The 17,838-nt window shown below is 70.0% G+C and carries 16 protein-coding genes and 1 pseudogene; 10 read left to right on the forward strand and 7 right to left on the reverse strand.

Annotated features, from left to right (window positions below; all coding sequences use genetic code 11):
• Nucleotides 1-93: 93 nt before the first annotated feature.
• Both ACFULQ_RS10080 and ACFULQ_RS10085 read right to left on the reverse strand, forming a co-directional pair.
• The gene (locus ACFULQ_RS10080; protein WP_383540749.1) at nucleotides 94-1,014 is read right to left on the reverse strand and encodes a hypothetical protein; all 921 of its coding nucleotides are present in this window, start codon (nucleotides 1,012-1,014) and stop codon (nucleotides 94-96) included.
• On the reverse strand, nucleotides 1,011-1,538 hold the full coding sequence (locus ACFULQ_RS10085) for a SigE family RNA polymerase sigma factor (protein ID WP_383540752.1): 528 nt from the start codon (nucleotides 1,536-1,538) through the stop codon (nucleotides 1,011-1,013). Before ACFULQ_RS10085 ends, ACFULQ_RS10080 begins: the two co-directional genes overlap by 4 nt.
• Nucleotides 1,539-1,619: 81 nt before the next feature.
• Here ACFULQ_RS10085 and ACFULQ_RS10090 point away from each other — a divergent pair, with 81 nt between their 5' ends.
• Nucleotides 1,620-2,045, forward strand: coding sequence for a protein phosphatase (locus ACFULQ_RS10090; protein ID WP_383540755.1), 426 nt, complete (start codon nucleotides 1,620-1,622; stop codon nucleotides 2,043-2,045).
• Between the two features lie 75 nt (nucleotides 2,046-2,120).
• Here ACFULQ_RS10090 and bla read toward each other — a convergent pair.
• Nucleotides 2,121-3,022 (reverse strand): annotated as a pseudogene (gene bla / locus ACFULQ_RS10095) (class A beta-lactamase).
• A gap of 150 nt (nucleotides 3,023-3,172) precedes the next feature.
• Here bla and ACFULQ_RS10100 point away from each other — a divergent pair.
• Complete coding sequence (locus tag ACFULQ_RS10100) at nucleotides 3,173-4,294, forward strand: abortive phage infection protein (RefSeq protein ID WP_383540757.1); 1,122 nt, start codon at nucleotides 3,173-3,175, stop codon at nucleotides 4,292-4,294.
• A 22-nt stretch (nucleotides 4,295-4,316) separates the two neighbouring features.
• Here the strand turns inward: ACFULQ_RS10100 and ACFULQ_RS10105 are convergent, their stop codons facing one another.
• Together ACFULQ_RS10105 and ACFULQ_RS10110 are read right to left on the reverse strand one after the other, a co-directional pair.
• A complete protein-coding gene (locus ACFULQ_RS10105; protein ID WP_383540760.1) occupies nucleotides 4,317-5,810 on the reverse strand; it encodes an alpha/beta hydrolase in 1,494 nt (497 codons plus the stop codon).
• A gap of 66 nt (nucleotides 5,811-5,876) precedes the next feature.
• Nucleotides 5,877-6,344 (reverse strand): GNAT family N-acetyltransferase, encoded by a 468-nt coding sequence (locus ACFULQ_RS10110; RefSeq protein ID WP_383540763.1) that lies wholly within the window; start codon nucleotides 6,342-6,344, stop codon nucleotides 5,877-5,879.
• A gap of 545 nt (nucleotides 6,345-6,889) precedes the next feature.
• On the opposite strand from ACFULQ_RS10110, the gene ACFULQ_RS10115 reads away from it, so the two are divergent.
• The 8 genes from ACFULQ_RS10115 to ACFULQ_RS10150 all read left to right on the forward strand — a co-directional run bounded on the left by ACFULQ_RS10115 (nucleotide 6,890) and on the right by ACFULQ_RS10150 (nucleotide 14,805).
• Nucleotides 6,890-7,192 carry a hypothetical protein gene (locus tag ACFULQ_RS10115; RefSeq protein WP_383540765.1) on the forward strand — a complete coding sequence of 101 codons (303 nt, stop codon included), beginning with the start codon at nucleotides 6,890-6,892 and terminating at the stop codon, nucleotides 7,190-7,192.
• 46 nt (nucleotides 7,193-7,238) lie between these two features.
• Complete coding sequence (locus ACFULQ_RS10120) at nucleotides 7,239-9,086, forward strand: SCO2524 family protein (RefSeq protein ID WP_383540767.1); 1,848 nt, start codon at nucleotides 7,239-7,241, stop codon at nucleotides 9,084-9,086.
• A gap of 2 nt (nucleotides 9,087-9,088) precedes the next feature.
• Nucleotides 9,089-10,006, forward strand: a complete 918-nt coding sequence (locus ACFULQ_RS10125) for an SCO2523 family variant P-loop protein (RefSeq protein ID WP_383540769.1) — start codon at nucleotides 9,089-9,091, stop codon at nucleotides 10,004-10,006.
• Nucleotides 10,003-10,983 (forward strand): SCO2522 family protein, encoded by a 981-nt coding sequence (locus tag ACFULQ_RS10130; protein ID WP_383540771.1) that lies wholly within the window; start codon nucleotides 10,003-10,005, stop codon nucleotides 10,981-10,983. Before ACFULQ_RS10125 ends, ACFULQ_RS10130 begins: the two co-directional genes overlap by 4 nt.
• A gap of 1 nt (nucleotide 10,984) precedes the next feature.
• Nucleotides 10,985-11,953 (forward strand): SCO2521 family protein, encoded by a 969-nt coding sequence (locus ACFULQ_RS10135; protein ID WP_383540773.1) that lies wholly within the window; start codon nucleotides 10,985-10,987, stop codon nucleotides 11,951-11,953.
• Between the two features lie 36 nt (nucleotides 11,954-11,989).
• Nucleotides 11,990-12,988: a hypothetical protein gene (locus tag ACFULQ_RS10140; RefSeq protein ID WP_383540775.1), complete on the forward strand. Its 999-nt coding sequence runs from the start codon at nucleotides 11,990-11,992 to the stop codon at nucleotides 12,986-12,988.
• Nucleotides 12,989-13,184: 196 nt separating this feature from the next.
• A complete protein-coding gene (gene recO / locus ACFULQ_RS10145; protein ID WP_383540776.1) occupies nucleotides 13,185-13,937 on the forward strand; it encodes a DNA repair protein RecO in 753 nt (250 codons plus the stop codon).
• A 19-nt stretch (nucleotides 13,938-13,956) separates the two neighbouring features.
• The gene (locus ACFULQ_RS10150; RefSeq protein WP_383540779.1) at nucleotides 13,957-14,805 is read left to right on the forward strand and encodes an isoprenyl transferase; all 849 of its coding nucleotides are present in this window, start codon (nucleotides 13,957-13,959) and stop codon (nucleotides 14,803-14,805) included.
• A gap of 34 nt (nucleotides 14,806-14,839) precedes the next feature.
• On the opposite strand, the gene ACFULQ_RS10155 is transcribed toward ACFULQ_RS10150, so the two are convergent.
• Nucleotides 14,840-17,239 (reverse strand): M4 family metallopeptidase, encoded by a 2,400-nt coding sequence (locus ACFULQ_RS10155; protein WP_383540782.1) that lies wholly within the window; start codon nucleotides 17,237-17,239, stop codon nucleotides 14,840-14,842.
• A gap of 150 nt (nucleotides 17,240-17,389) precedes the next feature.
• Entirely contained in the window at nucleotides 17,390-17,809 is a 420-nt protein-coding gene (locus tag ACFULQ_RS10160) for a Fur family transcriptional regulator (RefSeq protein ID WP_383540784.1), read from the reverse strand.
• Nucleotides 17,810-17,838: the final 29 nt, after the last annotated feature.

The raw sequence follows: 17,838 nt of genomic DNA on the forward strand, positions 1-17,838 counted from the left end.
GGCTCCTTGGGATCGACCGTCCACCGATCTTCCCGCACAGGCCGAGGGGGCGCCGACCCCTGTACGGCGCCCCCTCCCGATGAGATCCCGCCGCTACATCGTCTGCTGGTACGACGAGTCCTCGTCGGAGTCGTAGATCAGCTTGCCGTTCTTGTCGTAGCCCTTGACGTGCGGGTTCTTGGTGACCTGCTCGTTCAGGGTGCCGCCGGCGACGAACCAGCCGTGGTCGAGGACGGCCTCACTGCTGGAGTCGCCGTAGGAGACGGTCACCTTGGCCACCGTCGGCTCGACCGTGCCGACGAGGCCCCAGCCGAACGGCAGTTTCCAGTTGCCCTTGTCCATGAAGGACTGCTGGTAGAGCTTGTTGACGTTGATGTCGACCAGCACGGGCGGGGAGTCCGGCAGCTGGTCGCTGCCGACACTGGTGCCCAGACCGGAGGCCTCGCCGTTCTTGATGCTGCAGAGCAGCCGGGTCTCCTTCGGCTGCTCCTTCACGGCGACCACCCAGATGCCGTCACCGGGCGAGTTGGAGTCACCGGTGCTGTTGAGCGCCAGGATGATCCGGTACTCGTCGGCCTTGCCCAGGTCCGTGTTGGCGATGCCGCCGTGGGTCACGCGGTCCCGGTCCCAGGCGAGACACTTCTCCAGCCCCTGCGCCGCCTGCTCCAGCGTGATCCCGTCCCGCAGCTGACCCGCCGTCGCCGGTCCCGCAGGGCCGCTGGGCGTGGGGGAGGGCGTGGGCGCGGCCGTGGGGCTCGTGGACGGCGCGGCCGGTGTCGCCTTCTCCGCCGCCCCCGCTCCCGAGCCGCCCAGCGCGATCGCCGCCACCGGCACCGCGGCCAGCGTCACCAGGGCCGCCCCGGCCAGCACCACCCGCCGGCGCCGCTCGGCCACGCCCTGGCGGCGGATCTGCGGGTACGGAGCCGACGAGGGGCGGATCGTGTAGGCGTCCTCGCTGAGCAGCTCCCGCAGTTGCTCCTCGAAATCCCGCTCCTCTTCACTCATCTCGCTCATTTCGTGCCTCCCTGCGGGGCGCGGTCCATGACCTGCGCGAGCCCCGGATACGTACGCAACTTCGCCAGTCCCTTGGACGCCTGGCTCTTGACCGTGCCCTGCGAGCAGCCGAGCACCTCGGCGACCTCGGCCTCCGACAGGTCCTCCCAGTAGCGCATGACGATCACCGCCCGCTGCCTCGGCGGCAGCCCGGCCAGCGCGCCCAGCAGCACACCCCGCTCGTCGACCCGGGCCACCGCCTCGTCCCGGCCCGCCCGCTCCGGCGGCGCGTCCGTCAGCGCCTCCTTCACGCGCCGCTTGCGGAAGCGGTCGCTGTTGCACGTGACGAGCATCCGCCGGACGTACGCCTCCGGGTTGTCACTGCCCGAGACGCGCCGCCAGGAGCGGTACGCCTTCGCCAGCGCCGTCTGCGTCAGGTCCTCGGCGTGATGGGCGTCGCCGGTGAGCAGATAGGCGGTCCGCACGAGGTGCGACCACCTGGCTCTGACGAATTCCTGGAACCGATCCTCTTGTTCGGCCTGCATCAAGCACCCTCCCTCGCCCCTCAGACCACAAGGCGAGTGGATTCGGTTGCCCGTGCGACGGCGGCGGGTTCGAATGTCCCCATGAGCGGGTGGGACGAACAGGGGCCGGGCATCCTCCGGTTGCCGTCCGGACGCCTGGTGCGGGGCCGCGGCCTGCGGCACCGGCTGGATCCGGCCGCGCCGACACCGTCGTACGGCGTCTATCTGCTCGGTGGAAGGCCTCCCGAGGTCCCCTGGGAGTCTTGTTGGCTGCGCTGGCCGGACTTCCGGCTGCCCGCGGACCGCACGCGGGCCCGCGAAGTGCTCACCGAAGCCTGGCGGCGGTCCGCCGGCGAACGCGTGGAGATCGCGTGCGGCGGAGGCAAGGGCCGCACGGGAACGGCCCTTGCCTGTCTGGCGGTTCTGGACGGGGTGCCCGCCGCGGAGGCGGTGGCCTACGTCCGCGCGCACTACGACCGACGAGCGGTGGAGACGCCCTGGCAGCGTCGGTACGTCCGGCGCTTCTGAAGGCCTCTGGACGCCTCTGAGCTCTTTTGGCTGCTCCTGGCTGCTCCTGGCTGCATCTGGACGCTTCTGAAGCCGTCAGCCCAGGGCGTCGGCGACGACCGCGGCCGCGTCGGCGACCAGGGCGTCGTCGCGAACGGCGTCCGGTTCGGGCATGGTCGACAGGACGGACAGGACGATCGGATCGCCCTTCCCGGTCCACACGACACCCACGTCGTTGGCGGTGCCGTAGGAGCCGCTGCCCGTCTTGTCGGCGATCGTCCAGCTCTTCGGCAGACCCGCGTGGAAGCGGTTGACGCTGGTCGTGTTGGAGAGCAGCCAGTGCGTGAGCAGCGCGCGGTCCCGGCGGTCCAGGGCGTCGCCGAGGACCAGCCGGCCGTAGGTGCGACCGATGGCGTACGGGCTCGTCGTGTCCGTCAGCCGCCACGGCTCGGCGGTGTTGAGCTCGGGCTCCCAGCGGTCGAGGCGGGTCGTCCGGTCACCGAGGGAGCGGGCGAAGCGGGTGATCGCGGTGGGGCCGCCGAGTTCGCGCAGGAGGAGGTTGCCGGCCGTGTTGTCGCTGTAGGTGATGGCCACTTCGGCGAGTTCGGCGATCGTCATGCCCTCGGCGAGGTGTGCCGCCGTCTGATCGGAGCCGGGCTGCACCAGGTCGGCCTCGGTGTAGTGGATCCGGCGGGCGAGCACCTCGCCGTGCCGGTCGAGGTCGCGCAGGACGGCGGCGGCCGCGAGGGCCTTGAACAGGGAGCACATCGGGAAGCGCTCGTCGGCGCGGAAGCGGACGGACTGCTTGGTCGTGAGGCGGTGCGCGAAGACGCCGAGGCGGGCGTCGTAGCGGTGCTCCAGGGCGCGCAGACGGGCGGTGATGTCGTCGGCCGCGTGGGCGGGGTGCCGGTGAGGAGCGTGGCTGTGGCGGCCGTACCGGCCGTTCCGGCCGTTCCGGCGAGGAAGGTGCGTCGGGACAGGTTTCCGGAGCCTAAGATCTCGCTCTCCTTCGTACGGGGACGGGTGCCGATCTCTTCAATGATCGACGCCGACGGTCATCCCTTGGTTGCGTGGCCGTAGACGATCGGCGGACGCCGTGGACCATCGGCGGACGGACAGGCCCGGCCCGCGGCCGACACAGTGGCGGCATGGAGAAGACCACGGGGATCAACCGGGCGCAGTTCCTGGCGGGAGCCGCAGGGGTCGGGGCGGGGGTGCTGCTGCCGGCGGGCCGGGTGGAGGCGGTGGCACGAAAACCGGGACTCCAGCGTCACGGTGTCGTCTACACCGTCGGCGCCGGCGAGACGCCCGGCACCGCCTGGAGCGCCGCCCGGATGCGCGGTGACATCCGGGCCATCCACGACGACCTGCACGCCGACACCGTCGACGTCACCGGCGACGGAGTCGAACGCCTCACCGCCACCGCCGCCGAGGTGGCCGAACGCGGGCTGCACGTCTGGCTCCAGCCGACCCTCGGGGACGTCCCGCAGCGGGACATCCTCGACCACCTGGCGGAGACGGGCCGGTTCGCGGAGCGGCTGCGGCGGCAGGGGGCGAGCGTGGAGCTCAGCGTCGGCTGCGAGTTCTGGCTGTTCGTGCCGGGCATCCTGCCGGGGGACACGGCCCTGGAGCGGATCGAGAACCTCATGAAGGGCACCTACGACCCGGTGCGGATGCAGCGCGCGCTGGACCGCTTCACCGCGAGGGCGGCCAAGGTGGGCCGCTCGGTCTTCCACGGCCGCCTGAGCTACGCCGCCGCCCAGGACGACAAGGTCGACTGGAACCTGTTCGACGTGGTCGGCATCGACTACTACTCCTACTTCCCCCAACCCCGTGACTACGTCCGCGAGTTGCGGCAGTACCTGCGCTGGGGCAAGCCCGTCGCCATCACCGAGTTCGGGACCTGCACCTTCGTCGGCGCCCCCGAGGCGGGCGGCATGGGCTGGGACATCGTCGACTACGACAAGGACCCGCCGGAGATCAAGGGGCACGTCGTCCGCAGCGAGCGCACCCAGGCCCGCTACCTGACCCGGCTCCTCGACGTCTTCGAGTCGATGGGCCTCTACGCGGCGATGGCCTTCGAGTTCCTCACCGCGGACGCCCCGCACCGCCCCGACGACCCCCGCCACGACCTGGACATGGCGAGCTACGGCATCGTCAAGGCGATCAAGGACCGCCCCGACGACCCGCGTTCGAACTGGCACTGGGAACCGAAGGAGGCGTTCCACGCGCTGTCCCACCGCTACGGAAGGTGCGGTCGGCGGCGCTAGGGATCCCGGCCGGGTCGTGCCGTCAGCGGCAGTAGCGGTCCCGGTCGGGCCGCTCGCCCGTGGCCAGGAAGCGGGAGACGATCGCGTCCCCGCACGCGGTGCCGTTGTCGAGGTAGGCGTCATGGCCGGTGGAGTCGTTGACGACCATCACGGCCCGCCGGCCGAGCGCCTCACGGAGCTTGAGGGCGCCGCTGAGCGGGGTGGCGGGATCCCGTTCGTTCTGCACCATCAGGATGTTGGACGGCCCCCGGTCGGAGACGTGCACCGGCGCCTCCCTCGGCTCCCACGGCCAGGCGGTGCACGGCATGGCGTTCCTCGGCATGCCCCCGGTCAGCGGGAACTCGGCACGGCTCCTGGCCACGCCCGCGCGGTAGACCGCCGGGTCGCCCGGCCAGTCGACGTCGTTGCAGATGGTGGCGGCGCCGACCGCGGTGACGTTCTGGAGGACGGCCTCGGGCGGACCGGCCGGCGCGGGCGGCACGGTTCCCTTCCGGGCGGCGAGGATCAGCCTGGCCAGCGCCGGGTAGTCGTCGGGGTCGTAGAAGGAGTCGAGCATCGCCTGGCGCAGGACGTTGCCGTTCAGCTCCCCGGGGTTGGCGCCCGGCCAGGGGATCGGCTCGCGGTCGAGGCGGGCGGCGAGCTCCAGGAACAGCGGGCGCACCTCGGCGGCCGTGTCGGCGAGGCGGTCCGGGTTGCCGGGCGCGGCGGCCCACCGGGCGAACTCCGGGAAGTTGTCCTCGGCGCCCCGCTCGAACGCGGCGAGCCAGGCGCGCTCCGCGAGCACGGGGTCCGGGTTGTCGTTGCTGTCCAGGACGACCCGGTCGGTGCGCTTCGGGAACAACTGGAGGTAGGCGTCGGTGACATAGGTGCCGTACGACACGCCCCATACGGACACCTTCCGCTCGCCGAGCGCGGCACGCACACGGTCGAGGTCGCGGGCCTCGTTGAGGGTGCTGATGTGCCGGATCAGTTCACCGCCGTTGCGCGCGCAGGCCTCGGCGACGCGCTGTCCGGCGGCCATGTTGGCGTCGACGGAGCCGTCCGCGGCGGGCCAGGGCAGCAGGGTGGTCCGGGCCAGGTCCCGCTGTTCGAGACCGCAGTCGACGGCGGTCGAGGGCGCCATCCCGCGGGGCGCGAACCCGACCAGGTCGTAGGCCTCGCGGACCTTCTTCGGCAGCTTCTGCCCCTTGCCGGAGGGGTCGTTCATGCTGTCGCCGCCGGGCCCGCCGGGGACCAGCAGCAGGACACCGCGCCGGGCGGCCGGGTTCTCGCTGGGGATACGGGAGACGGCGATCTCGACCCGCGGACCGCCCGGGTCGGCGTAGTCCATGGGCACGGACACGGTCGCACACCGCTGCCGCGGATCGATCCCACTGCCCTCGCAGGCGGTCCATTTCAACGCCGGGCGCCCGGAGACGGCGGAGGAGGCGGCGGAGGCGGACAGCGGGGTCACGACCCCGAAGACGACCCCGGAGGCGGCGGCGATCAGGGCGAGGCTTTTCGTCATCTGCTTCATGGGTACGAGCCTCGTGGATCTCCGACGAGGGTCCCATCCGGTCAACTGCCCTATGTTCCAGGGGGATTACCCCAGGTTCAGCGTCATGATGAGACGATCCTCCCCGGGACCCAGGTAGTTCCTGTGCACCCCTTGCTCCGCCGTGAAACCCAACGACCGGTACAGGGCGACGGCCGCGACGTTGTCCGGCTCCACGGTGAGCCGAACCTCACGGATCCCTTCCTGGCGCAACTGCCGCAGCACTTCGAGCATCAGGCGACGGCCCAGTCCGCGGCGCTGCCGGTCCGGTGCGACGCACAGACTCACGACCCAGCTCCCCTGACGGTCGGAGGTGGTGGCGAAGTACACGTAGCCGTGCAGGCGCATGCCGTCGTCGAGGACCAGCAGGCTTTCGGGGCGCATGTCGAAGAACTGACGCAGGACGAAGTAGGGGTACGGGGTGGCCTGGAAGACCTCGTTGTCGAGACGGTAGAGGTCCGGGAGGTCCTCCTCGCGGGCCGCGCGCATCTTCAGGGCGGGACGAAGAGTATGCATCCTGCCAGAATTGCCCTGCGGGACACGGGACTTCAAGCCGAAGATTTCCGATCTTGGTACCGTGAGGCAATGCATCTGGGATCACCCGGAAACCTCTCGCAATTGAACGCGGAAGCCCCCTGGGACGCATTCGACCCACAGGCCTACGTCAATCACAACTACAGGGACGTGATCCCTGAGGACGCGGCGATCATTTCCATCGTCCGCGCCCACTTCGCTGATCATTTCCGCGCGACTCCGATCCGTCCGGCCCGGGGCATCGATGTCGGCGCCGGAGCCAACCTGTATCCCGCCTTCACCATGCTGCCCTGGTGCGAGGAGATCACCCTGCTCGACCGGGCGCAGCCCAATGTGCGCTACCTCCAGGGCCAGCAGTTCTGCTACGACGCGAGCTGGGACGCGTTCTGGGACCTGCTGTGCCAGGACGAGGCGTACGCCGGGCTCGCGGGGGATCCGCGCGAGAGGTTCGCCGAGGTCACCCGGGTGGAGCGGGCAGACCTCTTCGCTCTGACCGGCCGACGGGAGCGCAGTGGTCGCTGGGAACCATGTTCTTCGTCGCCGAATCCCTCTCCACCAGCCACGAGGAGTTCCGGCACGCCGTCGAGTGCTTTCTGCTGTCGCTGGAGCCCGGAGCACCGTTCGCGGCCGCGTTCATGGAGCACTCCCAGGGATACTTCGTCGGCGAAACGCATTTCCCCGCCTGCGACGTCGGTGAGCCGGAGATCCAATCCAGCATCGAGGCCCATGCCGAAGGGCTCAGAATGTTCACGGTCGGGCAACCCGACGCGGTGCGCCCCGGTTATACGTCCATGATCGTGGCTTGCGGATTCCGCGCCAGGGGTAACTAGAGATTCTCCGAAGGCGGCACGGAACTGGATCGTGAGGGGGCACGCGATGCAGATCAAGCCACGCCAACATCTGCTGGACATCTGGCAGGCGATGGCCCGGCACTCATTCCAGAACGGGGAGTGGGCCTGGGGCGAATGGGGCGGGGAGAGCAGTGTCGCCGACGCGGAGCGCCTCCTCTGCCTCCTCTATCCGGCCACGGAGATCCCGGCGTTCCGCCTGGACGACCCGGACACCACGGGGGACGACGTCCAGCAGGCCCTGAAGAAGGCCGGCGGACGGCTGGGCGTCCCGGTCAACCTCGTCACAGCCGCTTCCCAGTTCATGCAGCGGCACACCGGTGACGACAAGAGGCCCACCTTTGCCGGGGGCCACTACTTCAGCACCCAGGACGAAACCCGGGACATCACCCAGGAACAACGTCAGGTGGGCGTGGTCGACTCCTTCTCCATGTCGATCACCCTGTGCCTCGCCACCCTCGGCTTCCTCAGGGCCTACGAGACCAGGACCCGGCGCATGGACGTCCAGGAGGCGATCGCCGAACTGCGCCAGGCCACCAGCAACCGGCTCACCGCCGCCATGGTCAGCCTGCTGCGCTCCTTCATCGTCAACGTCTTCGACACCGACTCCGACCAGGGCGGTTCGCTCTCCGAACTTCTCGGCCAGGGGCGGCTGTCGCATCGTCAGGTGCTGATCAAGTTCCAGAACCGCTTCCGTCACCTGCGCGCGTCGCTCAACGAGAGCGTGGTCCTCGGTATCGACGTCCAGGAACGCCTCAAGGACGAGAACCAGCTCTTCGAGTGCGGCTGGGCGTGGAGCATCGTCAAGGACGCCCCTACGGTCGTGACCAGTGAGCCCATCGGGCCGCAGCCCGAGGGCGTCGCCGGCGAGGTGCCCTATCTGTACTTCACCGTGGTCGCGCTCGACGGCATCCAGGACCTGTTCTCCGAGCGGACCCTGACCCTGGGCCTGCTCAACGCCGAACAGCAGAAACTCGCCGAGGCGCTCCGGCTGCGCTGGGAGCTCACCCAGCAGTACTGGTCCGGCATCGCCCGCTTCAACGACGAACGCTGGCCCCTGGAGGACATTCCCTGGCGTACGACGGGACAGGCCCTGGAGTCCGAGTACTTCTCCCTCTCCGTCGCCGCCATCCTCGTCCACGACCTGATGCGGCGCCGGGCCACCGACGACGACCTGACCCGCACCGTCGTCGTCATGGAACGCCTCGCCGAACGCGGCCGTGTCACCAGCCGGATGACCCTCGAGGATCCGATGATCCTGCTGCACGACCCGGGTGTCAGCCTGCCGCTTCAGGGCAGCGAACGACTTGGCCCGCTCCTGCAGTGGTCCATGACCGACTTCTCGGCACAGCTGTTGAAGCGGACCGTTCAGCTGTGCACGCTGTCGCGCAACCTCGCCTCGCACGACAGGCTGCTCGCCCTCGCCGAGGACATCTTCGACCACATGTGGGGGCGCCGTATCCGCGACGGCGAGGGTGTCGGCCTGTGGGACAACATCCACGCCGCCTATCCCAGCGCGAAGATCCACCAGCGGAGGGTCCCGGTGTCCTGGAGCATCACCGAGCGGGTCACCGAGGTGATGGTCCAGGCCCACGCGATGTACCGGCAGCCACCGATCCGCAGCCTTGAACTCAGCGAGGGGGCAAGGGCGTTGCTCAGTGAGGCGGCCCATCTTCTGGGCAACGAACAGATGGAGCCCGCGCCCACGGACTCCGGCCTGTACGGAATGGAGCTCAGGAACATCGAGGTCAAGTTGCGCCGGGCCCGCCGACTCGTGGACGAACAGCCGGGCACGGCCTACGCGTTGACTCTCGACGTGCTGGGACAGCTCGACTCGCTCGCCCGTGCCCGGGAAGCCGCGGACCGGGGAGTGTGACCGTGCTGATCTTCGCAGCCTCCGACAAGGGCGGCGCGGGCCGTACCGTCACCAGTGCCAACCTCGCCTACCGCCGTGCGCTGGCCGGGGACGACGTGTGCTACCTGGACTTCGACTTCGGCTCGCCCACCGCGGGGGCCGTGTTCGACGTGGCCGACGCCCTCCGGTCCACGGAGGACCGCGGCCTGCACGCCTATCTGACGGGGCAGGGCAGCGAGCCGGCCCGGATCGACGTCTGGGCCGCCACCGAACACGAGGTGCTGCGCCGACCGCCGCCCGGGTGCGGCCGGCTGGTGCTGATGCCGGGCGACGTCAGCGGCGGCGAGTTCGCCACCAGCGACGACCACCTGCGCCGCTGCGTCGACCTGCTGATGAGGCTGGACTACGAGTTCGAGCTGGTCGTCGTCGACCTCAGTGCCGGCCGCTCGTACGCCGTCGACATGGCTCTGGAGGCCACCGCACAGCCCGAGACGAGCGCGGTCACGGCGCGCTGGCTGGTCTTCCACCGCTGGACCCGCAAACACGTGGCCGCCGCGGCGAGCCTCGTCTTCGGCAGGCGAGGCATCATCGCGGGCGGTGTCGCGCGCGGCCATCACGAAGAGGAGTTGCGCGCCGCCATCCGCTTCGTACGGGCCGCCGTACCCGATCCCGACTCCTCGCTGTGGTCACAGGTCTCACCCACTCAGTCGGCATGGATGCGCAAGACGGACAGCGACCTCAAGCACCTCGCGTCCGCCCTGGGCATCGGCTACAGCCAGGTTCTCGGCTCCGTGCCGCTGGAACCGGTCCTGCAGTGGCGGGAGCAGCTCATCACCGACGAGGACGTGCTGGACAGCCAGATCGCCAACGAGGAGACCTGGCAGGCGCTGAGCCGGCTCGCGGCACGCCTGACCGACGACAAGTACTGGGAGCAGGCGTGACCGAAGCCGTCTTCCGGGAAACCACCGCGGAGTCCCGCACCCAGTCCGTGCCCCTGTCCCATCTCTCCCTCGAACTGGGCCATCTCTACATGGAGGACTTTGAAGCGGGCCCCGGGCGGCTGCGCGAGCACTTCGCCGAGGTGCGGATCTGGGTGGACGCCGCACGAGCCTCCGCCGCCCGTCGCGGCAAGCGGCCCCGCATCAGCACCTGCTTCCTGATCGACGACTACTTCACCCGCTTCTCCACCCCGGCCGACCTCGTTCCGCATGTGCTGCACGAGGCCGAGCGGGCCGGACTCGTCATCGACTACCTCGCCCGCGAGTCGGCCTGCGCCGTCGCGGACCGGATCGAACTCGCCGAGTCCGTCATGCACCGGCTCGTCGAGTCGCCGCCACCGGGCAGCTACGGCTCCCGCCCGGCCGTCAGCCAGACCGGCTGGCTTGCCAACGGCCAGCGCACGCCCACCACCGCACGCAGCGCCCTGGGCGAGGTCAAGGGCTGGCAGCCGCCCCTTGAGATCGCGGCCCGCAACCACTCGCTTTTCATGGACGTGGAGTTGTGGTCCGAGAAAGACGGCCGACGGCTGTGGTCGTGCCCCTTCCTGGCCGCCGTATGGCAGCTGGCCCGGCTCGGACTCCTACGGCACCTCGGTGCACCCGTGCTGGTGCCGCGGCCCTGGAACGGCGAGGGCTTCCCGCACGACTGGGACCAACTGCCGCCGCTGCTCGGGCTCAACGGCTCGGCGGCCCCCTTCAGTGCCTACCGCACCTGCACGCTCCTACCGAACCGCTTCCTCGCCGTCGAGGACGCGGTCAGGCTCATCCTCGACCAGACGGACGTCGATGCACAGGCCCTCCGGCAGGTGGCGGAACGGTCGGCGCGTGAAGGGTTGGCGGTCCCCGCGGCGATCGCCCAGCGCGCGACCTACGTCTTCTACGAGGGCCCCGCCGACGCCGGTTCGTCCGAGGAGGGCTGAGATGGCACCTCTCCGGCCACCCGGCCCCGCGGTGCTCGTCTGCGGGGAGGTACGCACCTGTCTGCTGCCGTCCTCCCAGGCGCTGGACAGCAGGGCCGCCGCCCAGTTGCTGAGACTGCGCGCCGACGAACCCGTCCTGTTGTCCGAGCGGCCCAACCTGTACGCCCGTTCGCCCGAGCGCCTGACCGGGGTGGACTGCTGGTTGCCGACCTCCAACGGCGCGAGGGTCCGGGCCGTCGGTACGGTGGCCGTGCGCGCCGCGCTCACCGAGGGCCGGCTGTTGCAGGCCACGGCGTACTTCAGCGTCCGGGCCTCCGGGCCCGACATGCGCCGCCCCTGGGGGCAGTACCTCGTGCAGCCGGGACTGGTCGAGCCGTTCGGGAAGCTTCCCGCGGAGGCCGTGGCGGACGGCGTGCTGCGAGGCGCAGGACGCGGCGAGCTGGCTCTCGGCATGATCGCCGAAGGCCTGCTCGCCCAACTCCTGCGGCATCCCCTGCTGGATCGCAACGCGCCCTTCAAGTCCCGTCGTACCCAATTGCGTTGGGTGGCGCACCGGGGGACTGAGGAAGCCGGGGCCGCGCTGGAACGCTTCACCCTGGCCGAGGACGGATTGCGGACCATGGCGCTGAGGCTGCCGGAAGACCTCCCGGCCGCCTCGGCGGCGGGCCTGAGCGAGGATCTCGCGCTGCACGACTGGCTGCTGACGACCGTCGGACACATGCTGGACACCAGCCGGATCGGCGCGGCCGACGGACCCTCGGCGGTTCTGGCGCTGCGCCCGGCCGTCGACCATCTGTTGCACCTGTGGATGCCGCGCGCCCGGGTCGACCCCGCCCTGGGGCACCTGTGGGACGTGCTGGAACAGACACCGGGGTTCACCCGCCAGTGGCAGACCCATGTGCAGCGCATCCGCGACCAAATGGCCCTCCAGGCCATCCCGTTGCTGCACCAGGCGCTGTCACCGCGCTGACCCGGTGGCCCGACGATTCCGGCGGAAGAGGCAGGCATGGACGGAGAACCGGGCACCCCGCGCGGCGCGGCGGGCGGGCTGCGCATACCCCCGGTGGTGCTGAAGGTCCTGATCACCGTGGCCGTGGGGACGGCCACCTACGTGATCACCAACCTGATCGACCAGTCCGAGGCGGAGTTGTGGCAGGTCGCCCTGGCCGTCATCATCGGCGGCGCGACGCTGATCGTGCAGTACATGGTGGACTTCGAACAGCGTCTGGTCGCGGTGGAGGCAGGTCAGGATCAGAACAGGACCGACCTGCGGGAGCGGCTGACCGAGCACCGCGACGAGATGACGGAGTTGGTGGACCGGGGCTTCCGGCGGGTCGGAGAGGTGACGGCGCTGTTCGGCACGCTGGAGGACTCGGGGGTGCCGTCCGACGAGGTCTCTCGGCTGATCAGGGGGGCCGCGCAGGTGGGAGCGCAGGGCCAGGGCCTCATGCAGGAGTTCGTACGGGCCGAGATCACCCGGCTCGCCTCGATGATGACGGCCCTGACCTCCCGGACCGCCGACTGGCCGGGTGAGAACAACGACACGCTCATCGACCTCACCCAGTGCGCCCGCCAGAGCATCGACGCCACCAGCAGCTTCGTCGACCTGGCCTTCTGGAAGACCGCACCTGCCAGGCACTATCTGGACGTGCAGCGAGAGGCGATCCGGCGCCATGGTGTGAAAGTCAGGCGGCTGTTCATCGTGACTGTTCCCGACGAGGTCAACGACGACCTGGACGAGATCCTCGCCGACCAGAGAGACGCGGGCATAGAGGCCGGGGTGCTGGTCCTGTCCCAACTGCCGTCACGCGTCAGGGTGGGCGAGACACTCGACGTCGTGATCTTCGACGGGGAGCTCTGCTTCGAGATCATCACGGATGTGCGGCAGCTCAACCCCAAGGCGAGACTGGACGCCCGCGTGGAGAACGTCACCCGACGCACCGCCCGCTTCGACGAGCTCTGGGACGCCTGCGCGGAAGGCCCTCCGGAACTCCGCGGACGCTGACGGCCTTGCCGGGCGCGCCAGAGCCGTTGCGATCCGCGGCGCCGGTTCCGACCTGACCCAGTCCCCGGGTAGGCGAGAATGGCCCCATGAGTCTGTTCCGCGACGACGCCATCGTGCTGCGCACCCGGACGCCGGGCGAGGCGGGCGGAGTCGTGCCGGGGGGCCTCGCCCGGCCGACGACCCGCGGGAGTGTCCGATGAGTCTCTTCCGGGACGACGGGGTCGTGCTGCGGACGCAGAAGCTCGGCGAGGCGGACCGGATCATCACGTTGCTCACCCGTGGGCACGGGCGGGTGCGGGCCGTGGCCAGGGGGGTGCGGCGGACCAAGTCCAAGTTCGGGGCGCGGCTCGAACCCTTCTCCCACGTCGACGTGCAGTTCTTCGCGCGCGGGAGCGAGCTGGTCGGGCGGGGGCTGCCGCTGTGCACGCAGAGCGAGACCATCGCGCCGTACGGTGGCGGGATCGTCTCCGACTACGCCCGGTACACCGCCGGGACGGCCATGCTGGAGACCGCCGAGCGGTTCACCGATCACGAGGGCGAGCCCGCCGTGCAGCAGTACCTGCTGCTCGTGGGGGCCCTCAGGACCCTCGCCCGGGGTGAGCACGCCCCCCACCTCGTCCTCGACGCCTTCCTGCTGCGCTCCCTCGCCGTCAACGGCTACGCCCCCAGCTTCAGCGACTGCGCGAAGTGCGGGATGTCCGGCCCGAACCGTTTCTTCTCCGTCGCCGCCGGAGGCTCCGTCTGCGTGGACTGCCGGGTGCCCGGCAGCGTCGTACCCTCGCCGGGGACCCTGGAACTCCTCGCCGCGCTGCTTACGGGAGACTGGGAGACCGCGGACGCCAGCGAGCCGCGGTACGTCCGGGAGGGCAGCGGCCTGGTGTCCGCCTACCTGCACTGGCATCTGGAACGCGGGCTCAGGTCCCTGCGTTACGTAGAGAAGCAACCCTGAGAGGGAGACGAGAACCACCATGGTCGTACGCGGGATCCTCGGTCGTCAGCGCCGTGAGTACAGGGCGCCCGAGCCGCACCCGTCCGGCGCCCGCGCGCCGAAGCTCCCCGGAGAGCTGATCCCCGAGCACGTGGCGATCGTCATGGACGGGAACGGCCGCTGGGCCAAGGAGCGCGGCCTGCCGCGGACGGAGGGGCACAAGGTCGGCGCCGAGCGGGTGCTCGACGTCCTTCAGGGCGCGATCGAGGCCGGCGTGAAGAACATCTCGCTGTACGCCTTCTCCACCGAGAACTGGAAGCGCTCGCCCGACGAGGTCCGCTTCCTCATGAACTTCAACCGCGACTTCATCCGCAAGACCCGCGACCAGCTCGACGAGCTCGGCGTCCGGGTGCGCTGGGTGGGCCGGATGCCCAAGCTGTGGAAGTCCGTCGCCAAGGAGCTCCAGGTCGCCCAGGAGCAGACCAAGGGCAATGACAAGCTCACGCTGTACTTCTGCATGAACTACGGCGGACGTGCCGAGATCGCCGATGCCGCGCAGGCCCTCGCCGAGGACGTGAAGGCGGGCCGCCTCGACCCCGCCAAGGTCACCGAGAAGACCCTCGCGAAGTACCTGTACTACCCGGACATGCCCGACGTGGACCTGTTCCTGCGGCCCAGCGGCGAGCAGCGCACCTCCAACTACCTGCTCTGGCAGAGCGCGTACGCCGAGATGGTCTTCCAGGACGTCCTGTGGCCCGACTTCGACCGCCGCGACCTGTGGCGGGCCTGTGTCGAGTTCGCCTCCCGCGACCGCCGCTTCGGCGGGGCCGTCCCCAACGAGGAGCTGCTCGCCATGGAGGAGGCGATGAAGGGCGACCCGGAGGCCTGAGCCCCCGAGCCGCCCTTCACCGACTACGAAGGACTCAGCTGGTCGTCACCGCCGTGTCGTCGATCACGAAGCTCGTCTGGAGCGAGGAGTCCTCGACCCCGGTGAACTTCAGCGTGACCGTCTGACCGGCGAAGGCCGACAGGCTGAAGGACTTCTGGACGTAACCGCTGGCCGCGTTGAGGTTCGAGTACGTGGCCAGGGTCGTCGACCCGGCGGTCACCGTCAGCTTGTCGTACTGCGTGCTGGTGGTGGTCTCCGCCGTGTCGATGTGCAGGTAGAAGGTGAAGGTCGTGCCCGTGCAGCCGCTCGGGACCGTCACCGACTGGGACAGCGTGTCGGTGTGGGTGGAGCCGTAGCCGTCCAGCCACGCCTTGTAGGAGCCGGTACGGGCGGCCTCACCGCTGGCGTTGGTGATCACCCCGCTGGACGCGGTCCAGGTCGTGTTGCCCGACTCGAAGCCCGCGTTGCCCAGCAGCTGCGTCGAGGTGCAGCTGCCGCCGCCGGAGGCGTTCACCGTCCAGGTGAAGGACGCCGTGCCGGTCGCCCCCGTGCTGTCCGTCACCGTGACCGTGGTGCTGTAGGTCCCGGCCGTGGTCGGAGTCCCGGAGATCGCGCCGGTGGACGAGCTGATCGACAACCCGGTGGGCAGACCGGAGGCCGCGTAGGTCAGTGAGCCGCTGTTGGTCGAGCTCGCGCTGATCTGGAGGCTTACGGCCGTCCCGACCGTGCTGGTCTGGCTGCCCGGGTTGGTCACCGTCACACCGGTCGACGGCACGGTGATGTGGCTGCCGACGTTGATGCCCGCGAAGGCGTTGCCGACCCCGGCGTACTGGGTGGAGCTGGTGCCGTACAGCGCCGCGGCCGCGTTCAGGGCGGCGGTGCGGGCGCCGGCGTAGGTGGTGCTGGACGTCATGTACGTCGTCAGCGCCTTGTACCAGATCTGGAGGGCCGCGGCCCGGCCGATCCCGGCGACGGCGACCCCGTCGGAGGTCGTGCTGGTGTAGGTGACGCCGTTGATGGTCTTGGTGCCGCTGCCCTCGGAGAGCAGGTAGAACATGTGGTTCGCGGGCCCGGACGAGTAGTGCACGTCGAGGTTGCCGACCCCCGAGTACCAGCTGTCCGCCGAACTGCCGTCCTTGCTCGGCTTGTCCATGTACCGCAGCGGCGTGCCGTCGCCGTTGATGTCGATCTTCTCGCCGATGAGGTAGTCACCGACGTCGGTGGAGTTGTTGGCGTAGAACTCCACGCCGGTGCCGAAGATGTCGGAGGTGGCTTCGTTGAGGCCCCCCGACTCACCGGTGTAGTTGAGCCCGGCCGTGTTGGAGGTGACGCCGTGGGTCATCTCGTGCCCGGCCACGTCCAGCGAGGTCAGCGCGTGCGTGCCGCCCGAGCCGTCGCCGTAGGTCATGCAGAAGCAGTCGTCGTCCCAGAAGGCGTTGACGTACGACGAGCTGTAGTGGACGCGGCTGTAGGCGGCCACCCCGTCGTTCTTGATGCCGCTGCGCCCGAAGGTGTTCTTGTAGAAGTCCCAAGTCTCCTGGGCGCCGTAGTGCGCGTCCACGCCGGCGGTCTGGGTGTTGGAGCCCGAGCCGGTGCCCCAGACGTCGTCGGCGTCGGTCATCAGGGTGCCGGTGCCCGAGGTGCCGTTGTTGAGGCTGTACGTCTTGTGGCCGCCGCGCGAGGTGTCGTACAGCTGGTACGTCGACCCGGACAGCGTGGTGCCCAGGGTGACCGAGCCGCTGTACTGGCTGTTGCCGGTGCCGGTCTCCACGCCCTCGAAGCGGGAGAGCTCGGCGCCGGTCGTGGCGTCGGTGATGACGTGCAGCTTGCTGGGGGTGCCGTCGTCCTGGAAGCCGGAGACCACCGTTTCCCAGGCGAGCTTCGGGGTGCCCGAGCCCGCCCAGATCACCTTGCGGGCGCTCTGCGCGGCGGGCTTGTCGGCCTTGAGCGCCTTGGCGGCCTTCAGCGCCTTGGACTCGGCGGACGCCTTGCCGAAAGTCGCGGTCGTCGACTTCACCGAGACGGTACGGCGGTTGTTGTTGAAGGTCGTGCTCACGGTGCCGGCGGCCAGCGAGGCCGGGGGTGTGTGCACGACCAGGTCGCCGCCGAGGACCGGCAGGCCGTCGTAGGTGCGCTCGTAACGGGTGTGCAGGGTGCCGTCGTTGTCCTTGACGACGTCCTTGACGACCAGTTTCTCCTTGGCTCCGAGGCCCAGGGAGTCGGCGGTCGCCGCTGCCTTGCCGGACGCGCTCTTGATCAGCGCGGTGCGCTGGGCCGGGGAGAGCTTGGCCTCCAGGCCTCCGGCGCGCAGCGGGCTGGGGTGGGGGGAGGCGGGCCCGGCGGCGGCGGGGACCGTCTGGACGCCTACGGCGAGGAGGGACGCGGCGGCCACCAGGGACGCGGCGACGGCGGATCTTCGTGGGGAGGGTCTCACTCGTACTCCTACTGCGACGACGGGGGTGGAGGTGCCGTGCGGGAACTGCGTGAGAGCTGGAGGGAGCGTGGCACGGTTGTCCGGGTCATGTCATGCAGTGGAGTGAGAGCCAAGGGTTATCCCTCGGCTCCGATGTGTGTTTGCTGTGGGTCAGCTCTGGGCGGCGGTCGCGCAGTCCGCGCAGGTGCCGAAGATCTCCACGGTGTGCGCCACGTTGACGTATCCGTGCTCGGCGGCGATCGCGTCGGCCCACTTCTCGACGGCCGGACCCTCGACCTCGACGGCCTTGCCGCAGACCCGGCAGACCAGGTGGTGATGGTGGTCACCGGAGGAGCAGCGGCGGTAGACGGACTCGCCGTCGGAGGTGCGCAGGACGTCGACCTCGCCCGCGTCGGCGAGGTTCTGGAGGGTGCGGTAGACCGTGGTCAGACCGACCGCGTCGCCCTTGTGCTTGAGCATGTCGTGCAGTTCCTGCGCGCTGCGGAACTCGTCGACCTCGTCGAGGGCCGCCGCCACGGCGGCCCGCTGCCGGGTGGCGCGGCCCTTCACGGGCGGTCCAGCGGTCGTCACGGGTTCCTCCTTCGTTCGGCGCCTGCCGG

The organism is Streptomyces sp. NPDC057253, assembly GCF_042669125.1.
Classification (GTDB): Bacteria; Actinomycetota; Actinomycetes; order Streptomycetales; family Streptomycetaceae; genus Streptomyces.

Excerpts from the sequence above, each read along its gene's own strand:
- ACFULQ_RS10080 (WP_383540749.1), bottom strand. The coding sequence starts at position 1,014 with ATGAGCGAGATGAGTGAAGAGGAGCGGGATTTCGAGGAGCAACTGCGG.
- ACFULQ_RS10085 (WP_383540752.1), bottom strand. The coding sequence starts at position 1,538 with ATGCAGGCCGAACAAGAGGATCGGTTCCAGGAATTCGTCAGAGCCAGG.
- ACFULQ_RS10090 (WP_383540755.1), top strand. The coding sequence starts at position 1,620 with ATGAGCGGGTGGGACGAACAGGGGCCGGGCATCCTCCGGTTGCCGTCC.
- ACFULQ_RS10100 (WP_383540757.1), top strand. The coding sequence starts at position 3,173 with ATGGAGAAGACCACGGGGATCAACCGGGCGCAGTTCCTGGCGGGAGCC.
- ACFULQ_RS10105 (WP_383540760.1), bottom strand. The coding sequence starts at position 5,810 with ATGAAGCAGATGACGAAAAGCCTCGCCCTGATCGCCGCCGCCTCCGGG.
- ACFULQ_RS10110 (WP_383540763.1), bottom strand. The coding sequence starts at position 6,344 with ATGCATACTCTTCGTCCCGCCCTGAAGATGCGCGCGGCCCGCGAGGAG.
- ACFULQ_RS10115 (WP_383540765.1), top strand. The coding sequence starts at position 6,890 with ATGTTCTTCGTCGCCGAATCCCTCTCCACCAGCCACGAGGAGTTCCGG.
- ACFULQ_RS10120 (WP_383540767.1), top strand. The coding sequence starts at position 7,239 with ATGCAGATCAAGCCACGCCAACATCTGCTGGACATCTGGCAGGCGATG.
- ACFULQ_RS10135 (WP_383540773.1), top strand. The coding sequence starts at position 10,985 with ATGGCACCTCTCCGGCCACCCGGCCCCGCGGTGCTCGTCTGCGGGGAG.
- ACFULQ_RS10140 (WP_383540775.1), top strand. The coding sequence starts at position 11,990 with ATGGACGGAGAACCGGGCACCCCGCGCGGCGCGGCGGGCGGGCTGCGC.
- recO (WP_383540776.1), top strand. The coding sequence starts at position 13,185 with ATGAGTCTCTTCCGGGACGACGGGGTCGTGCTGCGGACGCAGAAGCTC.
- ACFULQ_RS10150 (WP_383540779.1), top strand. The coding sequence starts at position 13,957 with ATGGTCGTACGCGGGATCCTCGGTCGTCAGCGCCGTGAGTACAGGGCG.